Consider the following 17,852-nt stretch of genomic DNA (forward strand, 5'->3'; position numbering starts at 1 on the left):
CCATGCCGACCTTGCTCGTCCGCTCCCTGGACCGCGCCCGGCGGGTCATCTCCGGGTTCACCCTCGCCCAGCGCACCATCGCGGTGATCGGCCTGGCGCTGCTCGTCATGGGGGCCGTCGCGCTCGGCAGCTGGCTGGCACGACCGCAGATGAGTCCGCTGTTCACCGGGCTGAGCGCGAGCGACGCGTCGGCCGTCGTCGAGCAGCTCAAGTCGGCCGGAGTCGGCTACGAGCTGACGGACGGCGGCGCCACGATCCTCGTCCCGGACGACAAGGTCTACCCGCAGCGCCTCGCCGCGGCGGCCGCCGGGCTCCCGAGCGACACGAGCAAGGGATACACCCTGCTCGACAAGATGGGTGTGACGGCCAGCGAGTTCCAGCAGTCCGTGACGTACAAGCGCGCGATCGAGGGCGAGCTCGCCAACACGATCGGCGCGATGAACGGGATCACCACCGCGACCGTGCAGCTCGCGATCCCGAAGGACAGCGTCTTCGTCTCGGAGAAGCAGAACCCGACGGCGTCCGTGTTCGTGAAGACGAAGAACGGGGCGACCCTCGGCGACAACCAGGTCCAGGCGATCGTGCACCTGACCAGCGCCGCGATCCCCGGGATGCGGCCGCAGGACGTCGCCGTCACCGACCAGAACGGGACCGTGCTGTGGGCCGTCGGTGCGGGGCTCGTCGGCGGATCCTCGAAGCAGGCCACCGAGTACGAGACCAAGGTCGCGTCCGCCGTGGGCCGGATGCTGGAGACCATCGTCGGCGCCGGCAATGCGACCGTCACCGTCGCCGCGGACGTCGCCAACTCCACCTCGGAGCGGATGGACGAGACGTACACCGCGCCGACGCCGGCCCCGACGGGCGGGCCACTGAGCTCGTCCGAGAAGACGAAGACCGAGAGCTACACCGGCGCGAAGGGCACAGGGACCGGCGTGCTCGGCCCCGATAACATCGCCGTGCCGAGCGGAGCGGACGGCAACGGCGCGTACAAGTCGGAGGAGTCCACGAAGGACAACGCGATCAACAAGTCGACGCAGAAGACGGTGACCCCGGCCGGCGAGGTGACGCGGCAGACGGTCAGCATCGCCCTGAACCAGGGAGTCGTCAAGGGCGTGACGGCCCAGCAGGTGCAGGCCCTCGTCGCCACGGCCGCGGGCATCGACACCCGGCGCGGCGACACCGTCACCGTCGAGTTCGTGCCGTTCAGCACCGCGGCCGCGGCCGGCGCGACCGCGGCGCTGACGCAGGCGGAGAACGAGAAGGCGGCGCAGCGCCAGGCCGACCTGCTGCGCACCGCGATCATCGGCGGTGCGATCGTGCTCGCCGCGATCATCCTCGTCGTGTTCCTCGTGATCCGCGCGCGCCGCCGGCGCCTCGCACTCGACGACTCGGGCCCGATCGGCCTCCTCGACGCGATGACGGAGTCGGAGGAGCAGAAGCTCCGCGCGCTGCGGTCGCTGGGCAGCCCGATGGCGCTGCCCGCCCCGGTGCACCCGCTGGAGCTGCCGACCGCGGTCCTGGAGCTCGACGAGGAGCCGGAGGCCAGCCAGATCGTCGTCGAGCGCCGGCGCCGGGAGATCGACGACATCGTGAAGACGGATCCCGAAGCCGCGGCGACCGCGCTCGCCAGCCTGATGGACGAGGCGCACGCATGAGCCTGATCCTGACCCCGCAGCCCGAGGCCGCCGAGACGCCCACCGCGCCGATCCCGGCGACCGCCTCGACCACGACGGCTCCGGCGACCGCCTCGACCACGACGGCTCCGGCGACCGCGTCGGCCACGACGGCTCCGGCCACGACGGCTCCGGCCACGTCATCGGCCGCGGCGGTCGTCCCGGCCCTGTCGGGCCCGCCGATGAGCGGCCTGCGCAAGGCGGCCATCGTGCTGCTGAACATGGACCGTGCCGCCAGCGCCGAGGTGCTCCGGCACCTCGGCGAGGCCAGGGCGGAACTGCTGGCCGCGGAGCTGACCCAGCTCGGCGGGGTGGACGCGGCGGCGACGGCCCGTGCGCTCGGCGACTTCCGCCGGATCGCGTCCGGCGCGACCGTGCCATCCCGCGGCGGGCAGGAGCTCGCGGCGGGACTGCTCGAGAACGCCTTCGGGCGGGAGAAGGCCGTCGGCATGGTCGGCCGGGTCATGTCGCAGGGATCGGTCTCGTTCGACTTCCTCAACGCCGCGGATCCGGCGCAGCTGGCAACGATCCTCGAGGGCGAGCTGCCCACGACCATCGCGGTCGTCCTGGCGAACCTGCGCGCCGACCGGGCCGCGGCCGTGCTGGCCGCGCTGCAGGATCCTCTTCGCACCGACGTCGCGCAGGCGATCGCCACCATGGGCACCGCGACGCAGGAGGCGATCTCGATCGTCGCGGACTCGCTGCGCTCGCGCACCGGGGTGTTCGCGATGCGCGACGCGCACGAGGCGATCGGCGGCGTGCAGCCCCTCGTCGAGATCATCAACCGTTCCGACACGGCCCTGGAGAAGTCGCTGCTCGCGAGCCTGGAGGGGCGTGACCAGGCGCTGGCCGAGGACATCCGCAGCCGCATGGTGACGTTCGCCGACATCGCCCGGCTCGAGGACCGCGATGCTCAGCGGGTGCTGCGCGGCCTGGATCTGCGCGTGCTCGCCCTCGCGCTGAAGGGTGCCGACGAGCAGATCGCCGAGGTGATCGGCCGCAACATGACCGAGCGCAACCGGGAGAACCTCGCCGAGGAGGCGCGCGTGCTCGGACCGGTGCGGGTGCGCCAGGTCGATGAGGCCCGTTCCGAGGTCGTCCGGGTCATCCGCGAGCTGGAGGCGGCCGAGGAGATCACGATCTCTCGCGAGGACGACGAGATCATCGAGTGAGGATGCCCACCGTGTCCGAGACCTCCTTCACCCCGCTCGTGGTGCCCCGCGTGGGCGAGGGCCCCGTCGACCTCCGCGCCGAGGCCGACCGTGCCCGTACCCGTGGCTTCGCCGAGGGGTACGCGGAGGGTCGCGGCGCCGCGCGCGAAGAGGCCGAGCGGGAGCGCGCCGCCGAGCGGGAGCGGGAGCGGCTGCGCGAGGAGGAGCACCGTCGGATCCTGTCGTCCGCGCTCGAGGCCCTGCACGCCGCCGAAGATGCGCTCGCGGCGCGCACCGCCGGGGTGGCGGCGCTGTCCGCCGACCGGATCGAGCGGCTCGCCCTGCATCTCGCCGGCACGATCCTCGCGGCCGAGCTCTCGGATCCCGCACGGTCCGCGGCGCACGCGCTGCGCCGCGCCCTTGAACAGGCGCCCGACCGCGCATGGCATCGGATCGTGTTCAGCGAGGGCGACGCGCAGACGCTGCAGGCCGACCCGCGCACCGCCGAGCTGCTCCGGGGCATCGAGATCGGGACCTCGTCGACGATCGATGCCGGCGGGGCCGTCGTCGAGGTCGAGAACGGGGCGGTCGACCTGCGGATCGACGCCGCGCTGGCCCGCGCGGCCGCGGCACTGCAGGGCGCCGACGGCGAGGAGGCGACCCGATGAGCGGGGGCTCGGCATCCTGGGGGCGGGCCATCGACGCGGCGCGCCCGGAGCGCTCCGGCACGGTGAAGGCCGTGCTCGGGCTCGGTGTGGATGTGCTCGGGCTCGAGGCCGCCGTCGGGGATCGCGTGCGGATCGACGCGGCGGGGGGACGGTCGGTCGACGCGGAGGTCGTCGCCGTCGACGGTGCGTCCGCCCGGTGCATGCCGCTCGGGCCGACCGACGGGATCGTCGCCCGTGCGCGGGTGCGCCACGCCGGGGCGCCGCTGCTCGTCCCCACGGGCGCGGCGCTGCTCGGGCGCGTGCTGGACGGCCTCGGGCGGCCGATCGACGGCAAGGGGCCGATCGGGGCGGACGCCGTGCACGTCCCGCTGCGCAACGACGCCCCCGGGGTCCTGGACCGCCGCCGCATCGAGCGTCAGCTCGGACTCGGCGTCCGGGTGCTCGACACGATGACCCCGGTCGGTGTGGGACAGCGCCTGGGCCTGTTCGCCGGATCCGGGGTCGGCAAGTCCTCGCTCCTGTCGATGATCGCGCGCGGATCGACCGCCGACGTCAGCGTGATCGCGCTGGTCGGCGAGCGCGGCCGCGAGGTGCGCGAGTTCCTCGAGGACGACCTGGGGGAGGCGGGCCTCGCCCGCTCCGTCGTGGTCGTCGCCACCTCCGATCAGCCCGCGATGGCGCGTCTGCGTTCGGCGTTCGTCGCGACCCGCATCGCCGAGCAGTTCCGCGCGAGCGGACAGGACGTCGTGCTGATGATGGACTCGCTGACCCGGGTCGCGATGGCCCAGCGCGAGATCGGACTGTCGGCGGGGGAGCCGCCGGCGACGCGGGGCTACCCGCCGTCCACGTTCTCGGTGCTCGCGCGCCTGCTGGAGAGGGCCGGCACCGGCCCCGCCGGATCGATCACGGGCCTCTACACCGTGCTCGTGGACGGCGACGACCACAACGAGCCGATCGCGGACGCCGCACGGGGGATCCTCGACGGGCACGTCGTGCTGGACCGCGCGCTGGCCGTGCGCGGCCGCTTCCCGGCCGTCGACGTGCTCGGATCCGTCTCCCGCGTCGCGCCGAAGATCACCACCCCCGCCCAGCGGCAGGACGCGGTGACCCTGCGCAGCGTGCTCGCCGCGCGGCGATCCGCGAACGACCTGATCGACATCGGCGCCTACCGGGCGGGGGCGAACCCCCTCGTCGACACGGCGCTCGCCCACGAGCAGGCGATCGAGGACTTCCTGACCCAGCGCCTCGAGGACCCCGCCCCGACGGCGGAGTCCTGGCAGCGCCTCGCTGCTCTTACCACCGACTTCGGAGGACGGACATCATGACCTTCTCACTGGCAGGGCTCCTGCGCGTGCGCAGCGCTCAGGAACGCGCCGCCGCGGAACAGCTCTCCCAGGCGTCGGCGGACGTCGCCCGGGCGGAGGCGGCGGAGCGGAGCGTCGCGGACGGGCTGACCGGGATCGGCGCCGAGGCCGGCGACGGAGCCGCGCTGATGGCGATCGCCGCGGCCAGGGCGGCAGGGCGGAGCATGCTCGGCGACCTGCAGACCCTGACCGAGCTGCTGCGGGGCGAAGAGGAGACGGCGCGCGCCGCGCACGTCGAGGCGCGGCGCGATCTGAAGGGCCTGGAGCGGATGGAGGCCGCGTACACGACGTCGGCCGCCAAGGCCGAGCTCGACGCGGAGCAGCGCGCGCTCGACGAGGTCGCGGGCCTGCGCGCCGCCCGCGCCGAGGGGAGCGCCGCATGAGCGACCTGACCGCGGTGATCGCCCGCGTGGGCGACATCCAGAGCCGGATCTCGTCTCTCGCCCCGGCCGCGCACGCCGCGCCGACCCCGGCGAAGACCGCAGGCACGGGCACCGCGACGGCCGCGCAGTTCGCGAACGTCCTCGACGCCGCGAAGGCGGCGACGACCGCGGGCGGCATGCAGGGCACGGCCGCCGGCTCGACGACGAGCACCTCCGCCACCGCCGAGGCCGATGTGGCGAAGGCGCTGCAGACCCTGTTCTCGGCGAAGACCGCGAGCAGCGGATCCACCGCGCTGCCGGGCCTCGGAGGACTGCTCGGATGACGGCCGTCACGCTGCTCCCGGCGATCGCCGGCGCACCCCCCACGACGAGCGGGAACCGCAGGTCCGACGGCGCCGGATCGCCGTTCACCACGGCGTTCTCGCACGCGGGAACGGCGCTGGACGCCGCGATCGCGCCGGCGGATCCCGGGCCGGCGGCCGGGAGGACCGGGGGGAAGGGCGCGGGCGTGCCGTCTTCGGGGCAGAGCACCTCCGCCGCCGATGCCGCGACGCCGATCCCGGTGCCGCCGACGATGCTCGTCGATCCGGTGCCATCGCCTGCGTCCGGCGCGGCGACGGACCCGACCTCGGCGGACGAGCACGCGGCCCGGACGCGGAGCGACGCGGATCCGGTGCCGGCGGTCGTGCCGTCCGCCCCGATGACGATCGCCCCGGCGACGGTCATCGCGACGCCGATCGCGGTTCCGGATGCCGGTCCCGCCATCGCGGAGGAGACCGGCGTCACCGGGCCGGCCGCCGCGGTCCTCGGCGGGCCTTCACCCGTCACGACCCCTGCGCCCGGCGCGCCGCCGGTCCGCACCCCGCCCGTCGCACTTGCGCAGGCCGGCGCCGTCTCGGCGCCCGCCGAGACCGCGGGCGTCCCGATCGGGACGCCCGCCGCAGCCCCGACGGCGTCCGGGCCCGCCGTCGCGGGGCCGCCGACATCCGCATCGGCCGCGGCCACGGAGCGGCCCGACGCGGCCGGGTCCGGCGCGACGACAGACGTCCGCCTCACGGTCGCGGTCGTCGCGGCGCCGAGCACGACCGCCGTCGCGGCGGAGGCCCCGATCGCCCCCGACGGCCCGCACCCGGTCGCCGCCCAGATCTCCCCGGTGGTCCTGAACATCGTGCAGCGCCCGTGGGGCAGCCACCAGCTCACGCTCACCGTGCACCCCGACACGCTCGGCCCCGTGACCGTCCGGGCGCACATCGGCCGGGACGGCGACGTGCGCGTCGAGCTGTACGGCACCTCGGATGCGGGCCGCGACGCGCTCCGCACGATCGTCTCCGAGCTGCGCCGCGACCTCGCATCCGTGATGCCGCACGCGAGCCTCAGCCTCGGCGCGGGCGGGTCCGGACAGGACACCGGCCGGCAGACGCCGCTCGCCTTCGCCGACGGGAACGGCCGACGGCCTGCCCCGGAACCGGCCGGCCGCGACGACGCGAGCGCGCAGCCCACCGCGGCCGACGCCGTCCGACCGTTCCCCTCCACCGCCGTCCCCGCCGTGTCCGGCGCGGGACTCGACGTCTTCGCCTGAGGAGCACGACCATGCCCATCGAACCCGTGAGCGTGACGAGCCCGGTGCGCGCCGCCGGGACGACGTCCACCCCGGCACCGCGCACGCAGGCCCTGGACGGGCAGGTGTTCCTCAAGCTGCTCGTCACCCAGCTGACCAACCAGGATCCGTCGAGCCCGATGGACACCAACGCGATGATCTCGCAGACGACCCAGCTCGCGATGATGGAGCAGCTCACGTCCCTGGCTTCCAACGGCAAGGAGGCCTTCGCGCTGAACATGCGCCAGGCCGCGACCGCCCTCGTGGGGCAGCAGGCGGACTACGTCGACGCATCGGGGAAGACGGTCAGCGCCCTCGTCACGAAGGTCTCGTTCGACGGACCCGTCCCGCAAGTGACGATCGGCGGCAGGACCGTGCCGCTCGACGCGATCACCGGCATCACCACGCGCACGACCACCGACCCGACCGGCACCGTCGCCGGCTGACCGCTCCCCACAGGAAGAGAGAACCCCATGCTCCGCTCGCTCTACTCCGGCATCTCCGGTCTCCGCTCGCACCAGACGATGCTCGACGCGACCGGCAACAACATCGCCAACGTGAACACGGTCGGCTTCAAGGCGTCCTCCGTGCTCTTCGAGGACTCCCTCTCGCAGCTCATCGGCAACCCGGGCATCCCGTCCGACCAGGTCGGCGGACGCAACCCCGCGCAGGTCGGTCTCGGTGTGCAGGTCGCCGCGATCCGCACCGCGTTCGCGCAGGGATCCGCCCAGTTCACCGGGCGCGGCGGCGACCTGATGATCTCGGGCGAGGGGTTCTTCACGGTGCGCTCGGGCGGCGAGGCGCTGTACACCCGGGCCGGGGGCTTCTCCTTCGACGCGACCGGGAAGATGGTCACCGCCGACGGGGCGTTCGTGCAGGGCTGGTCCGCTCAGAACGGCGTCGTGAACACCGGGCAGACCCCGGGCACCATCATCGTGCCGCAGGACGCGGTCTCGCCGGCGCGCGCCACCACGAAGGCGGCCGTCACCGGGAACCTGCCGTCCACCGCGGCCGTGGGCGACCAGCTGATCCGCGACGTCACCGTCTACGACGCGCAGGGCGCGCCCTCGACGCTGAGCCTGACCTTCACCCGGACGGCGACCGGATGGGACGTCGTCGAGCCCGCCAGCGGCGCGACCGGCGCGCTGGCCTTCGTGAACGGCGCGCAGACCGCGCCCGGCCTCGTGCTGACCGCCGGCGCGGTGAGCGTCGACCTCGGCGCCGTGACCGGCTACGCGAACATGACCTCCGTGGCCGTCACCGGCCAGGACGGCTCGGCCGCCGGGTCGCTGAAGACCTACACGATCACCAGCGACGGATCGGTCGTCGGCACCTTCAGCAACGGCAGGACCCAGACGCTGGCGAAGATCTCGATGGCGACGTTCGCCAACCCCGGGGGGCTGGAGAAGGCGGGCGGCAGCACCTTCCGCACCACCGTCAACTCGGGCGTCGCCCAGATCGGCGAGGCCGGGCAGGCCGGATTCGGCGGACTCGTGTCCGGCGCGCTGGAGATGAGCAACGTGGACCTCTCCCAGGAGTTCACGAACCTCATCGTCGCGCAGCGCGGCTTCCAGGCCAACGCGCGCGTGATCACCACGAGCGACGAGGTCCTGCAGGAGCTCACGCAGCTCAAGCGCTGAGGATCCCGCGCTCCCGCGCCGTGATCGTTCCGCGGTCCGTCCCGGTTACCCGGGGCGGGCCGCGTCGCGATAGTCGGTGCAGAGCCCTCCCCACCCGACCCTTCCCGTACAGCCCGGAGACCGCCCGATGATCACCGTCACCCGACTCGACCGCACGCGTTTCGCGGTCAACCCGGACCTGATCGAGCGCATCCACGCGTCCCCGGACACCACGCTGCACATGATCGACGGGCGGGTCTACGTGATCGAGGAGCGGCTCGACGACGTCATCGCCCTCATCGTGGCCTACCGGGCGCGGGTGCTGGCCGCCGCAGCCGTCCTCGGCGTACGCGCGGAGGGGTGAGCGTGGATCCCGCATTCCTCATCGGCGTGATCCTCGCCTTCGGCGGGCTGTTCGCGACGATCTCGATCGAGGGCGCGAGCATCACCGCGCTGATCCTTCCCGGACCCATGGTCCTGGTGCTCGGCGCGACCATCGGCGTCGGGATCGCCAGTCACACGATGCGCGACACGATCCTGGCGGTGACCTCGCTGGGACGGATGATCCGCGGGCCGAAGACGACGCCGGGGGCGGTCATCCCGGTGCTCGTCGGGTACGCCGAGAAGGCGCGCTCGGACGGACTGCTCTCCCTCGAGCAGGAGCTGGACGGCGCGCCCGACCCGTACACGCGCCAGGCGCTGCAGGCGCTGGCCGACGGCACCGACGCCGAGGACCTGCGCACCGTGATGGACGACGAGATGTCGGCGGTCGCGACCCGCGGCCGCGTCGCCGCGAAGTTCTTCTCCACGCTCGGCGGCTACGCCCCGACGATCGGCATCGTCGGCACCGTCGTCTCGCTCACCCACGTGCTGGAGAAGCTCGACAAGCCGGACACCCTGGGCCCGCTGATCGCGTCCGCGTTCGTGGCGACGCTGTGGGGCCTGCTCTCGGCTAACTTCCTCTGGAACCCGATCGCCGGCCGGCTGAACCGGATCGCCGCGGTCGAGGGGGAGCGGATGATGCTCGTCGCCGAGGGCATCTCCGCGATCCAGGCCGGGGGGGCGCCGCGGCTCGTCCAGGAGCGGCTCGAGGCCCTCGTCAGCGTCAAGCCGCGGCGGAAGGCCGGCAGGACCGCGGAGGCGGACCGGTGAGCACCGCCCGCCGGGCGCGCAGCCGCGGTCACGAGGAGGCCGCGCACGACGAGCCGGACGAACGCTGGGCGGTGTCCTACGCCGACATGGTCACGGTGCTGATGTGCCTGTTCATCGTGCTCTTCGCGGTGTCGAACATCGACAAGGGGAAGTTCGAGGTGCTCGCGAACAGCCTGAGCGCCGGATTCGGCCAGGAGGTGAAGCCCGGCGGGCGCGACACCACGCAGGGCCTGGTTATCCCGTCGTCCCTGCTCGACAAGAACGGCGTGCAGGACCTCACCGCCCGCGCCGCCGCCGAGTACCAGTCGCTCGAGGCGCTCAAGGAGCAGATGCGCGCCGCGCTCGCGGCGCGGGGGCTGGAGAACACGGTCGACTTCGTCATCGACGACCGCGGGCTCAAGGTGGGACTGGTCGGCGCCGAGACGTTCTTCGCCGACAACAGCACGGCGCTGTCCGCCAAGGCCGAGGGAGTGCTCGACGCGATCGGCGGCGTGCTCGGCGGCGTCGTCAACGAGCTGAGCATCGAGGGCCACGCCGACCACCGCCTCTCCGCGGCGCCGTTCGCCACGAACTGGGAGCTCTCCGGCGGACGGGCGACGCAGGTCGCGCGGTTCCTCGTCGAGCGGAAGGGCGTGGCCGGCGCGCGGGTGCGGGCGACGAGCTTCTCCGACACGAGACCCCTGGCCGAGGGCGACTCGGTCGAGGCCCTCGCCCGGAACCGCCGGGTCGACATCGTGGTCGAGTCCGGCGAACAGGACGAGGTGCGCGCACTCATCCCCGCCCTCGCCGCCGCGGCCCCGAAGAGCTGAGCCCGGATGACAGAGCCGCTCGCGCCGCCGCGCACCGACCCCGCCCCTTCCGAGGAGACCGCCATGACCGCAGGCACCGCGCTCGACGGATCCGCGCTCGACGGGGCCGTGCGTGCGGATCCGGCGGACGAGTACGCCGCCTACGACTTCCGCCGCCCCGCCCAGCTCGGCCGTGAGCACCTCCGCCGGCTCGAGGTCGCGTTCGAATCCTTCGCGCGACTGTGGTCCTCGCAGCTGACCGCGAAGGTCCGGGTGCGCGCGCATTTCGCGCTCGAGCGCGTCGAACTCGTCTCCTACGACGAGTACGTGCAGACGCTCCCGACCACGACGGCGATGGCGGCCGCACCCCTCGGAGGCCGCGAGGAGACGTGCGTCCTGCAGTTCGGCCTCGACAGCGCGCTGCTGTGGGTGGTGCAGATGATGGGCGGCAGGCCCGTGTCCGCACCGGAGCCGCGCACGTTCACGCCCATCGAGCTCGCGCTGATCCGGCACCTCGTGGAGGGCGCCCTGGAGCACCTCTCCGCGAGCCTCGGCTCGCTGCTCCCCGGCGAGCCGGTCTTCAGCGCCGTGCACTACAACCCGCAGTATCTGCAGGTCGTGCCGGCCGGCGCGGGCGTGATCGTGGCCCGGTACACCCTGCGCCTGGGCGACGCCGACACGACGGCCACGGTCATGCTCCCCGCCTCCGGCGTGGTCGCGCGACTCGCCGAGACCGGCGACGACCTCGCCGCAGTGCACACCGCGGAGCAGACCCTGGCGCAGGTCCGCGGGACCCCGTTGGATGTCGCGCTCCGGCTCGCGCCGCTCAGGATCGCGGCCGGAGAAGTGCTCGAGCTGGCCCCGGGGGATCTGCTCCGCTTCGCGCACCCCGAGACCAGGCCGTTCGAACTGGTCGCCGGCGGGACGCCCATCGCGCGCGCCACCGCGGGCAGCCGGGGATCGCGGCTCGCCTGCACGATCACCACCGTCGACGAGGAGACCCTCTGATGAGCACGTTCCACGAGACCGCCATCGCCGCCGCGATCGCCGCCAAGCTGCCGCTCGGGCACCCGGTCGTCCCGACGCCGTCCACGGATCCGGGAGCCGCCGGTGACGCGGTCGTCATCGCGTTCACGGGCGCACCCGGCGCGCGGATCGCGATCCAGGTCGCCGACCCGTCCCGCCTCGAGGACGGCTCGGCGGATCAGCCCCTGCCGGACCGTCTGCACCCGGTGTTCGAGGCGGCGGTCGCCGTGCTCGGCGCCGGCGCGCTCGGCCGCGGAGAGGAGGTGAGCGCCGCGGAGGTGTTCACCGCACCCGGCACGCAGGTGTTCGACGTGCTCGGCGCCGACGGCACGGTCGACGCGCGCATCGCCGTCCGCATCGACGGCGAGCGGCTCGGAGGATCCGCAGCGCCGGTGCGGATGAACCGCATCGCCGGCGTCGAGATGGAGCTCGTGGTCGAGATCGGCCGCACCCGGATGCCGGTGCGCGAGGTGCTCGGGCTCGAACCGGGGCGCGTCGTCGAACTGGACCGCGCGGCGGGATCCCCGGCCGACATCCGGCTGAACGGCCGCCTGATCGGCCACGGCACGGTCGTCGTCGCGGACGGCGACTTCGCGGTGCGCGTCGAGCGCATCCTGGACACGGCAGAGAGCGCCTGAAGCGTGGATCAGATCATCGTCGCGCTGCGTGCGATCGTCGCCCTCGCCGCGGTGCTCGGACTGCTGCTCTGGCTCAGCCGCCGGCTGCAGAAGGGCCAGGCCGCGGGCGCCGCGCCGCGGACCGGACCGAAGCCGAGGCGCCTCGGCGCTCTGCTGTCCGCGGCCGTCGCGCCGCGGGAGCGGCGGCAGGCGGAACGGATCACGGTCGTCGCGAGGACGGGGCTGGGCGGCAAGGCGCAGCTGGTCGTCGCCGAGTTCGACGGGATCCGCTACGTGCTCGGGGTCACGGAGCAGGGGGTCAGCGTCGTGGACACCCACGAGGCGCCCGCCGACGAGACGGCGCCGGTGGCCGCCCTCGTCGCGGACGCCCCGACCGAACCCGGCGTGCTCGGCGAGCGGCGCGCCCGCCGGCAGGCCGCGGCCTGATCCGCCGACCCGCCCGCAGGAGCGACCTGATCCGATCCGCCGGCAGGCGCGGTTACCGGGGAGCGCCCCTGTCGCGATAGTCGGGTCGGAGCACGGATCGCTCGCCCGCGGCTACGGATCGGCCACGTCACCCACGTCCGGAGTGCCTCCTTGCCCGAGCCCGTCACGAGCGCTGCGCCGATCCCCGCGGCCGTGTCGCGGCGCCGTCGCACCGGACTGCGGATCGCGCTGACGGCCGCCCTCGCCGCCGTCCTGGTGCTGGGCGGTGCCGTCGGCGCGCACGCCGCGACGCCGACCCCGACCCCCGGCCCGGGAGGCGGGGTGTCGATCAACGGCATCGACCTGACCCCCTCCGACAGCGTCATGACGCTGCTGGGCATCACCGTGCTCAGCGTCGCTCCGGCGCTGCTGCTGATGATGTCCAGTTTCACGAAGATCTTCGTGGTCCTCGCGCTCACCCGGAACGCCCTGTCCCTGCCCTCGATCCCGCCGAACCAGGTGCTCGCCGGGCTCAGCCTGTTCCTGACCCTGTTCATCATGTGGCCGGTGCTGACCGACATCAACGCGGTCGCGGTCGGCCCGTTCACCGCGGGGCACATCGACTTCGGCCACGCGTTCGACCTCGCCCAGGGCCCGCTGAAGCACTGGATGCTCGCCTACACGCGCGAGGAGGACATCGCGCTCATGCACCGCGCGGGTCACCTGCCCAACCCCGCGGATCCCACGAAGATCCCGCTGTACACGCTCGTGCCGGCGTTCATGCTCAGCGAGCTGCGTGCGGCCTTCCTCATCGGGCTCGTCGTGTTCGTCCCGTTCCTCGTCATCGACCTCGTCGTCGCCAGCTCGCTCATGTCGATGGGCATGATGATGCTGCCGCCGGTGATGATCTCGCTGCCGTTCAAGATCCTGCTGTTCCTGCTCGTCGACGGCTGGGGGCTCGTCATCACCGCGCTCGTGCAGTCCTACAGCGGCACGCCCTACGGCGGTGGCGGATGAACCCGGATGCGGTCGTCGAGATCGGGCAGGCGGCGCTCGTCGTCGGGGCGAAGCTGTGCGCGCCGCTGCTGCTCACCGCGCTCGTCGTCGGCTTCGCGATCTCGCTGCTGCAGTCGATCACGCAGGTGCAGGAGATGACGATCTCGTTCGTGCCCAAGCTCGTCGCGGTCGGCATCGCGCTCGTGGTCTGCGGTCACTGGATGATCGCGGAGCTGATGTCGTTCACGACCGACCTGTTCGCCCGGATCCCGGCCCTGCTGAGCGGCGGCTGATGAACATCCCGGTCGACTTCCGGTGGCTCGAGGCGACGGCCCTGGCGTGCGTGCGGATCACCGCGTTCCTGGTGATCGCGCCGCCGTTCAGCCATGCCGCGATCCCGATGCGCATCCGGGCGATGCTCGGCGCGGGGCTCGCCCTCGCCGTGTCGCCCGTCGTGACGGCCGGGTACGCGCGGCTGGACACCGGCGGGTTCCTGCTCGCGCTGGCCGGCCAGGCGCTCACCGGCGCGCTGCTCGGCTTCCTCGTCTTCGCGCTGTTCAGCGCGATCCAGGGGGCCGGTCACCTCGTCGACACGTTCGGCGGCTTCCAGATGGCGCAGGCCTTCGACCCGGGGATGGCCGTGAACGGCGCGCAGTTCACCCGCCTGTTCCAGATGACCGCGCTGCTGCTGCTGTTCGCCTCGGACGGCTACCAGCTCGTGCTCGGCGGCCTGTTCCGCTCCTTCGACGCGGTCCCCGTCACCGGGCGGATCGACCTCAGCCGGCCGGCCGACGCGCTCGTCGGCGCCGTCGGCCAGATGATGCTCAGCGCGGTGCAGATCGCCGGACCGCTGCTGATCGTGCTGTTCCTCGCCGATGTCGGCCTCGGTCTGATCACCCGGGTGGCCCCGGCGCTCAACGCCTTCGCGATGGGCTTCCCGATCAAGATCGGCCTCACCCTGCTGCTCGTCGGGTTCGTGTACGCCGCGCTCCCCGGCGTGGTCGCCGCGCTCGCGGGGAACGCCGCCGAGATGCTCCTCGGGGTGACGCGATGAGCGACAGCGGGGAACGGACCGAGAAGGCCACCGAGCGCCGTCTCCGCGAGGCCCGGCGCAAGGGCCGGATCGGGCGGAGCCAGGACTTCACGGCCTGGGTGGCGATCGCCGCCGCCGCCCTGATGATGCCCGTCCTGCTCGCCACCGCCGTCCCTGACCTCACCGAGCAGATGCTCCGCGTGGCCCGGGTCGCCCAGCATCCGACGATCTCCGCCGCGTGGGACGCCCTGGGATCCGCGCTGGCCTCCCTCGGCGGGATGCTGCTCCCGCTTCTGCTGGTGGTCCTGGCTGCGACGGTCGCGACCGCGGTCGCGCAGGGCGGGGTGCATCTGCGGGGCCTGACGATGCGCACGCAGCAGTTCGACATCGTCTCGGGACTGCTGCGGGTGTTCGGTCGTCAGGCGCTCTGGGAGGGCGCGAAGGCGCTGCTGAAGACCGCGGCGATCGGCGCGGCGCTGTGGATCGTGGTGTCCGGCCTCGTCCCCGTGCTCATGGCGAGCGGCAGCCACACGATCGGGTGGCTGCTCGGCCGGGCCGCGGACGGCGTCGTCTCGCTGCTCCAGGTCGCCGTGGCCGTCGGAGTCCTGCTGGCGGGCATCGACATCGCGGTCGTGCTCCGCCGCAACCGGCAGCACACGCACATGACCAGGAAGGAGGCCAAGGACGAGCACCGGACGAGCGAGGGAGATCCGCTCGTGCGCTCCCAGCGGCGCTCCCGGCAGCTCGCGCTGAGCCGCAACCGCATGATCGCGGCGGTCGGCGACAGCGACGTCGTCCTGGTCAACCCGACCCACGTCGCGGTGGCGCTGCGCTACGAGCCGGGCCGGTCCGCCCCGCGGGTCGTGGCCAAGGGCGCCGGCGTCGTGGCGCGGAAGATCCGTGAGAAGGCGGAGGAGAACGGCGTGCCGATGGTCCGCGACGTCCCTCTGGCCCGCGCGCTGCACGCCGCGTGCGACCTCGGGCAGGAGATCCCCGAGGAGCTCTACACCGCCGTCGCGCAGGTGCTCGCCTTCATCGACCGGCTGAAGCGACGCGGATCCCCGCGCGGACTGCACACGATGCCCGCCGCGAGCACGCGCGACCGCGGCCGGTGACCCCGGCGGACGCCGACGCGATCCGCCCGACCCGCACGACCACCACCCAGACCCCAGACCCCAGAGATCGACGAGAGCGAGACACATGTTCGGGCAGCTGTTGTCGAAGGCCGCCGTGCCGGTCGGCGTGGTCGGGATCATCCTCCTGCTCATCGTCCCGATCCCCACCGCGCTGCTGGACGTGCTGATCGTCCTGAACATCACCTTCGCGCTGCTGATCCTGCTGACCGCGATGTTCGTGAAGAAGCCGCTGGACTTCTCCGTGTTCCCGAGCCTGCTGCTCGTCGCCACGCTCTTCCGGCTGGGCCTCAACGTCGCGTCCACCCGGCTCATCCTCAGCGAGGCGCACGCCGGCCAGGTGATCCAGGCGTTCGGGCAGATCACCATCAGCGGGTCGCTGGTGATCGGCGCGGTGATCTTCCTCATCCTCACCGTCATCCAGTTCGTCGTGGTCACCAAAGGCGCCGAGCGCGTCGCCGAGGTCGGCGCCCGGTTCACGCTCGACGCGATGCCGGGCAAGCAGATGGCGATCGACGCGGATCTCAACGCCGGCCTCATCACCGACGTCGAGGCGCGCCGCCGCCGGGCCGACGTGGCGGCCGAGGCCGACTTCTACGGCGCGATGGACGGCGCCTCCAAGTTCGTCAAGGGCGACGCGATCGCGGGGATCGTGATCGTCGTGATCAACTTCGCCGGCGGCATCGTGATCGGCATGGCGCAGCACGGGATGGACATCGCCGCCGCGCTGCAGACGTACAGCCTGCTGACGATCGGCGACGGGCTCGTCACGCAGATCCCCGCGCTGCTCATGGCCGTCTCGACCGGCATGATCGTCACCCGCGAGAACGCGGAGGCGGAGATCGGACAGGCCGCCGGCCGGCAGCTCCTGCAGTCGCGCAACGCCCTGCTCATCACCGGGTTCGCGGCGATGGGGATGGGGCTGATCCCCGGGATGCCGCTGCCGGCCTTCCTCGCGATCGGATCCGTGCTGCTGTTCGCCGCGTCCCGTGTCCGCGCCGGCCGGCTGCGCGACGCGGCCGACCAGGCGCGGGCCGAGGCCGAGGCGGCCGGGGACATCGCCGCCGAGGGTCCGGACGAGCTCATGGACCGGATGCGGGTGCACGCGCTGGAGATCTCCCTCTCGCCGGACATCGTCGACCTGGCCTCCGGCGGACAGGGGGATCTGCTCGCACGGGTGAAGTCGCTGCGCCGCAAGATCGCGGTCGACATCGGGCTGATGATGCCGCCGGTGCGCACCCGGGACAACGTCGAGCTGCCCGCCGAGACGTACGCGATCCTCATCGCCGGCGTGGAGGCCGGCCGCGGCACCGTGCCGCGCGGCTGCGTGCTCGCGATCGGCGCCGAGCTCGACCGTCTTCCCGGGACGGCGGTCACCGACCCGGTGTTCGGGCTGGAGGGCAAGTGGGTGCCGGCCGAGATGTCGCACGCGGCGGACATGGCCGGCGCCACGGTGATCGACCGCGCCAGCGTGATCGTCACTCACCTCTCCGACCTCGTGCAGGCCCAGGCGCACCGCCTGCTCTCGCTCGAGGACGTGCGCCGGCTCACCGAGCATCTCCGGCAGACCGATCCCGGGGTCGTCGAGGAGCTGACCCCCGCGGTGCTCCCGCTCGCCGCGATCCAGCAGGTCCTGGCGGGGCTGCTGGCCGAGCGCGTGCCGATCAACGACCTCGGCCGCATCTACGAGGCGCTCGCCCTGCGTGCGCGGGCCTCGGCCGAGACCTCGGGACTCATCGAGGCCGCACGGGCCGCCCTGGGGCCGGCCATCGCAGCGCCGTTCGCGCGGGCGGGACGGCTCCGCGTGGTGATGTTCGACCCGCTCCTGGAGCAGCAGATGCTCGAGGGTCTGCGCGTCGTCGACGGCCAGTCCCAGATCGTGCTCGCTCCCGAGGCGACCATGCAGCTGCTCGACGCCGTGCGCCGCACCGTGGCCGAACTCGATCCGGTCGGACCCGAGCCGGTGCTCGTCTGCGCTCCTTCGCTGCGCCCCTCCGTGCGGCGGCTGGTCTCCTCGCAGGTGCGAGGGCTCCCCGTGCTGTCGTACGACGAGGCCGCGGCGGGCGGCTTCGCCACCGACGTGGTCGGCGTCGTCCGGCTGGCTCCGACGGCTCTGCCCGCGGCCCACTGACCCGCGAATCCGCTCATATACCAATCGATCGGCGGTAGAGTGGCCGGAGGATCTGCGCTCCGGGCGCAGCGGCCACGGAAGGCGACCCCACGAGA

Annotated in this window: 20 protein-coding genes; all 20 read left to right on the forward strand. The window is 73.1% G+C overall.

Translation table 11 applies throughout. The features are described from left to right. The first annotated feature begins 2 nt into the window (after nucleotides 1–2). The 20 genes from fliF (at nucleotide 3) to RBR11_RS04735 (ending at nucleotide 17,757) form a co-directional block, all read left to right on the forward strand. Complete coding sequence (gene fliF / locus RBR11_RS04640) at nucleotides 3–1,655, forward strand: flagellar basal-body MS-ring/collar protein FliF (protein ID WP_308488131.1); 1,653 nt, start codon at nucleotides 3–5, stop codon at nucleotides 1,653–1,655. Next, nucleotides 1,652–2,845, forward strand: coding sequence for a flagellar motor switch protein FliG (gene fliG / locus RBR11_RS04645; protein WP_308488132.1), 1,194 nt, complete (start codon nucleotides 1,652–1,654; stop codon nucleotides 2,843–2,845). The genes fliF and fliG overlap by 4 nt, the downstream gene beginning before the upstream one ends. Before the next feature lie 11 nt (nucleotides 2,846–2,856). Continuing rightward, on the forward strand, nucleotides 2,857–3,492 hold the full coding sequence (locus RBR11_RS04650) for a FliH/SctL family protein (RefSeq protein ID WP_308488133.1): 636 nt from the start codon (nucleotides 2,857–2,859) through the stop codon (nucleotides 3,490–3,492). Further along, nucleotides 3,489–4,817 carry a FliI/YscN family ATPase gene (locus RBR11_RS04655; protein ID WP_308488134.1) on the forward strand — a complete coding sequence of 443 codons (1,329 nt, stop codon included), beginning with the start codon at nucleotides 3,489–3,491 and terminating at the stop codon, nucleotides 4,815–4,817. Before RBR11_RS04650 ends, RBR11_RS04655 begins: the two co-directional genes overlap by 4 nt. Next, nucleotides 4,814–5,239, forward strand: a complete 426-nt coding sequence (locus RBR11_RS04660) for a flagellar FliJ family protein (RefSeq protein WP_308488135.1) — start codon at nucleotides 4,814–4,816, stop codon at nucleotides 5,237–5,239. Before RBR11_RS04655 ends, RBR11_RS04660 begins: the two co-directional genes overlap by 4 nt. After that, nucleotides 5,236–5,562 (forward strand): hypothetical protein, encoded by a 327-nt coding sequence (locus RBR11_RS04665; RefSeq protein ID WP_308488136.1) that lies wholly within the window; start codon nucleotides 5,236–5,238, stop codon nucleotides 5,560–5,562. Before RBR11_RS04660 ends, RBR11_RS04665 begins: the two co-directional genes overlap by 4 nt. Next, nucleotides 5,559–6,818, forward strand: coding sequence for a flagellar hook-length control protein FliK (locus RBR11_RS04670; RefSeq protein ID WP_308488137.1), 1,260 nt, complete (start codon nucleotides 5,559–5,561; stop codon nucleotides 6,816–6,818). The genes RBR11_RS04665 and RBR11_RS04670 overlap by 4 nt, the downstream gene beginning before the upstream one ends. 11 nt (nucleotides 6,819–6,829) lie before the next feature. After that, a complete protein-coding gene (locus RBR11_RS04675; RefSeq protein WP_308488138.1) occupies nucleotides 6,830–7,282 on the forward strand; it encodes a flagellar hook assembly protein FlgD in 453 nt (150 codons plus the stop codon). A gap of 27 nt (nucleotides 7,283–7,309) precedes the next feature. Beyond that, on the forward strand, nucleotides 7,310–8,476 hold the full coding sequence (locus tag RBR11_RS04680; RefSeq protein ID WP_308488139.1) for a flagellar hook protein FlgE: 1,167 nt from the start codon (nucleotides 7,310–7,312) through the stop codon (nucleotides 8,474–8,476). Between the two features lie 127 nt (nucleotides 8,477–8,603). Next, nucleotides 8,604–8,819 (forward strand): flagellar FlbD family protein, encoded by a 216-nt coding sequence (locus RBR11_RS04685; protein ID WP_308488140.1) that lies wholly within the window; start codon nucleotides 8,604–8,606, stop codon nucleotides 8,817–8,819. 2 nt (nucleotides 8,820–8,821) lie between these two features. After that, complete coding sequence (locus RBR11_RS04690) at nucleotides 8,822–9,607, forward strand: motility protein A (RefSeq protein WP_308488141.1); 786 nt, start codon at nucleotides 8,822–8,824, stop codon at nucleotides 9,605–9,607. Further along, nucleotides 9,604–10,416: an OmpA/MotB family protein gene (locus RBR11_RS04695; protein WP_308488142.1), complete on the forward strand. Its 813-nt coding sequence runs from the start codon at nucleotides 9,604–9,606 to the stop codon at nucleotides 10,414–10,416. Before RBR11_RS04690 ends, RBR11_RS04695 begins: the two co-directional genes overlap by 4 nt. A gap of 63 nt (nucleotides 10,417–10,479) precedes the next feature. After that, complete coding sequence (locus RBR11_RS04700) at nucleotides 10,480–11,403, forward strand: flagellar motor switch protein FliM (protein ID WP_308488143.1); 924 nt, start codon at nucleotides 10,480–10,482, stop codon at nucleotides 11,401–11,403. After that, nucleotides 11,403–12,059, forward strand: a complete 657-nt coding sequence (locus tag RBR11_RS04705) for a FliM/FliN family flagellar motor switch protein (RefSeq protein ID WP_308488144.1) — start codon at nucleotides 11,403–11,405, stop codon at nucleotides 12,057–12,059. The genes RBR11_RS04700 and RBR11_RS04705 overlap by 1 nt, the downstream gene beginning before the upstream one ends. Nucleotides 12,060–12,062: 3 nt before the next feature. After that, a complete protein-coding gene (locus RBR11_RS04710; protein ID WP_308488145.1) occupies nucleotides 12,063–12,485 on the forward strand; it encodes a flagellar biosynthetic protein FliO in 423 nt (140 codons plus the stop codon). Between the two features lie 150 nt (nucleotides 12,486–12,635). Next, nucleotides 12,636–13,481, forward strand: coding sequence for a flagellar type III secretion system pore protein FliP (fliP, locus tag RBR11_RS04715; protein ID WP_373889764.1), 846 nt, complete (start codon nucleotides 12,636–12,638; stop codon nucleotides 13,479–13,481). Next, nucleotides 13,478–13,753 (forward strand): flagellar biosynthesis protein FliQ, encoded by a 276-nt coding sequence (gene fliQ / locus RBR11_RS04720; RefSeq protein ID WP_308488146.1) that lies wholly within the window; start codon nucleotides 13,478–13,480, stop codon nucleotides 13,751–13,753. Before fliP ends, fliQ begins: the two co-directional genes overlap by 4 nt. Beyond that, nucleotides 13,753–14,514, forward strand: coding sequence for a flagellar biosynthetic protein FliR (locus tag RBR11_RS04725; RefSeq protein ID WP_308488147.1), 762 nt, complete (start codon nucleotides 13,753–13,755; stop codon nucleotides 14,512–14,514). The genes fliQ and RBR11_RS04725 overlap by 1 nt, the downstream gene beginning before the upstream one ends. Continuing rightward, nucleotides 14,511–15,608, forward strand: coding sequence for an EscU/YscU/HrcU family type III secretion system export apparatus switch protein (locus RBR11_RS04730; RefSeq protein WP_308488148.1), 1,098 nt, complete (start codon nucleotides 14,511–14,513; stop codon nucleotides 15,606–15,608). Before RBR11_RS04725 ends, RBR11_RS04730 begins: the two co-directional genes overlap by 4 nt. 85 nt (nucleotides 15,609–15,693) lie before the next feature. After that, complete coding sequence (locus RBR11_RS04735) at nucleotides 15,694–17,757, forward strand: flagellar biosynthesis protein FlhA (protein WP_308488149.1); 2,064 nt, start codon at nucleotides 15,694–15,696, stop codon at nucleotides 17,755–17,757. The last annotated feature ends 95 nt before the right edge of the window (nucleotides 17,758–17,852 follow it).

Origin of the sequence: Microbacterium capsulatum, from assembly GCF_030865425.1 — a bacterium.
Lineage (GTDB): Bacteria > Actinomycetota > Actinomycetes > Actinomycetales > Microbacteriaceae > Microbacterium > Microbacterium capsulatum.

Excerpts from the sequence above, each read along its gene's own strand:
- fliF (WP_308488131.1), top strand. The coding sequence starts at position 3 with ATGCCGACCTTGCTCGTCCGCTCCCTGGACCGCGCCCGGCGGGTCATC.
- fliG (WP_308488132.1), top strand. The coding sequence starts at position 1,652 with ATGAGCCTGATCCTGACCCCGCAGCCCGAGGCCGCCGAGACGCCCACC.
- RBR11_RS04655 (WP_308488134.1), top strand. The coding sequence starts at position 3,489 with ATGAGCGGGGGCTCGGCATCCTGGGGGCGGGCCATCGACGCGGCGCGC.
- RBR11_RS04660 (WP_308488135.1), top strand. The coding sequence starts at position 4,814 with ATGACCTTCTCACTGGCAGGGCTCCTGCGCGTGCGCAGCGCTCAGGAA.
- RBR11_RS04665 (WP_308488136.1), top strand. The coding sequence starts at position 5,236 with ATGAGCGACCTGACCGCGGTGATCGCCCGCGTGGGCGACATCCAGAGC.
- RBR11_RS04670 (WP_308488137.1), top strand. The coding sequence starts at position 5,559 with ATGACGGCCGTCACGCTGCTCCCGGCGATCGCCGGCGCACCCCCCACG.
- RBR11_RS04675 (WP_308488138.1), top strand. The coding sequence starts at position 6,830 with ATGCCCATCGAACCCGTGAGCGTGACGAGCCCGGTGCGCGCCGCCGGG.
- RBR11_RS04680 (WP_308488139.1), top strand. The coding sequence starts at position 7,310 with ATGCTCCGCTCGCTCTACTCCGGCATCTCCGGTCTCCGCTCGCACCAG.
- RBR11_RS04685 (WP_308488140.1), top strand. The coding sequence starts at position 8,604 with ATGATCACCGTCACCCGACTCGACCGCACGCGTTTCGCGGTCAACCCG.
- RBR11_RS04700 (WP_308488143.1), top strand. The coding sequence starts at position 10,480 with ATGACCGCAGGCACCGCGCTCGACGGATCCGCGCTCGACGGGGCCGTG.
- RBR11_RS04705 (WP_308488144.1), top strand. The coding sequence starts at position 11,403 with ATGAGCACGTTCCACGAGACCGCCATCGCCGCCGCGATCGCCGCCAAG.
- fliQ (WP_308488146.1), top strand. The coding sequence starts at position 13,478 with ATGAACCCGGATGCGGTCGTCGAGATCGGGCAGGCGGCGCTCGTCGTC.
- RBR11_RS04725 (WP_308488147.1), top strand. The coding sequence starts at position 13,753 with ATGAACATCCCGGTCGACTTCCGGTGGCTCGAGGCGACGGCCCTGGCG.
- RBR11_RS04730 (WP_308488148.1), top strand. The coding sequence starts at position 14,511 with ATGAGCGACAGCGGGGAACGGACCGAGAAGGCCACCGAGCGCCGTCTC.
- RBR11_RS04735 (WP_308488149.1), top strand. The coding sequence starts at position 15,694 with ATGTTCGGGCAGCTGTTGTCGAAGGCCGCCGTGCCGGTCGGCGTGGTC.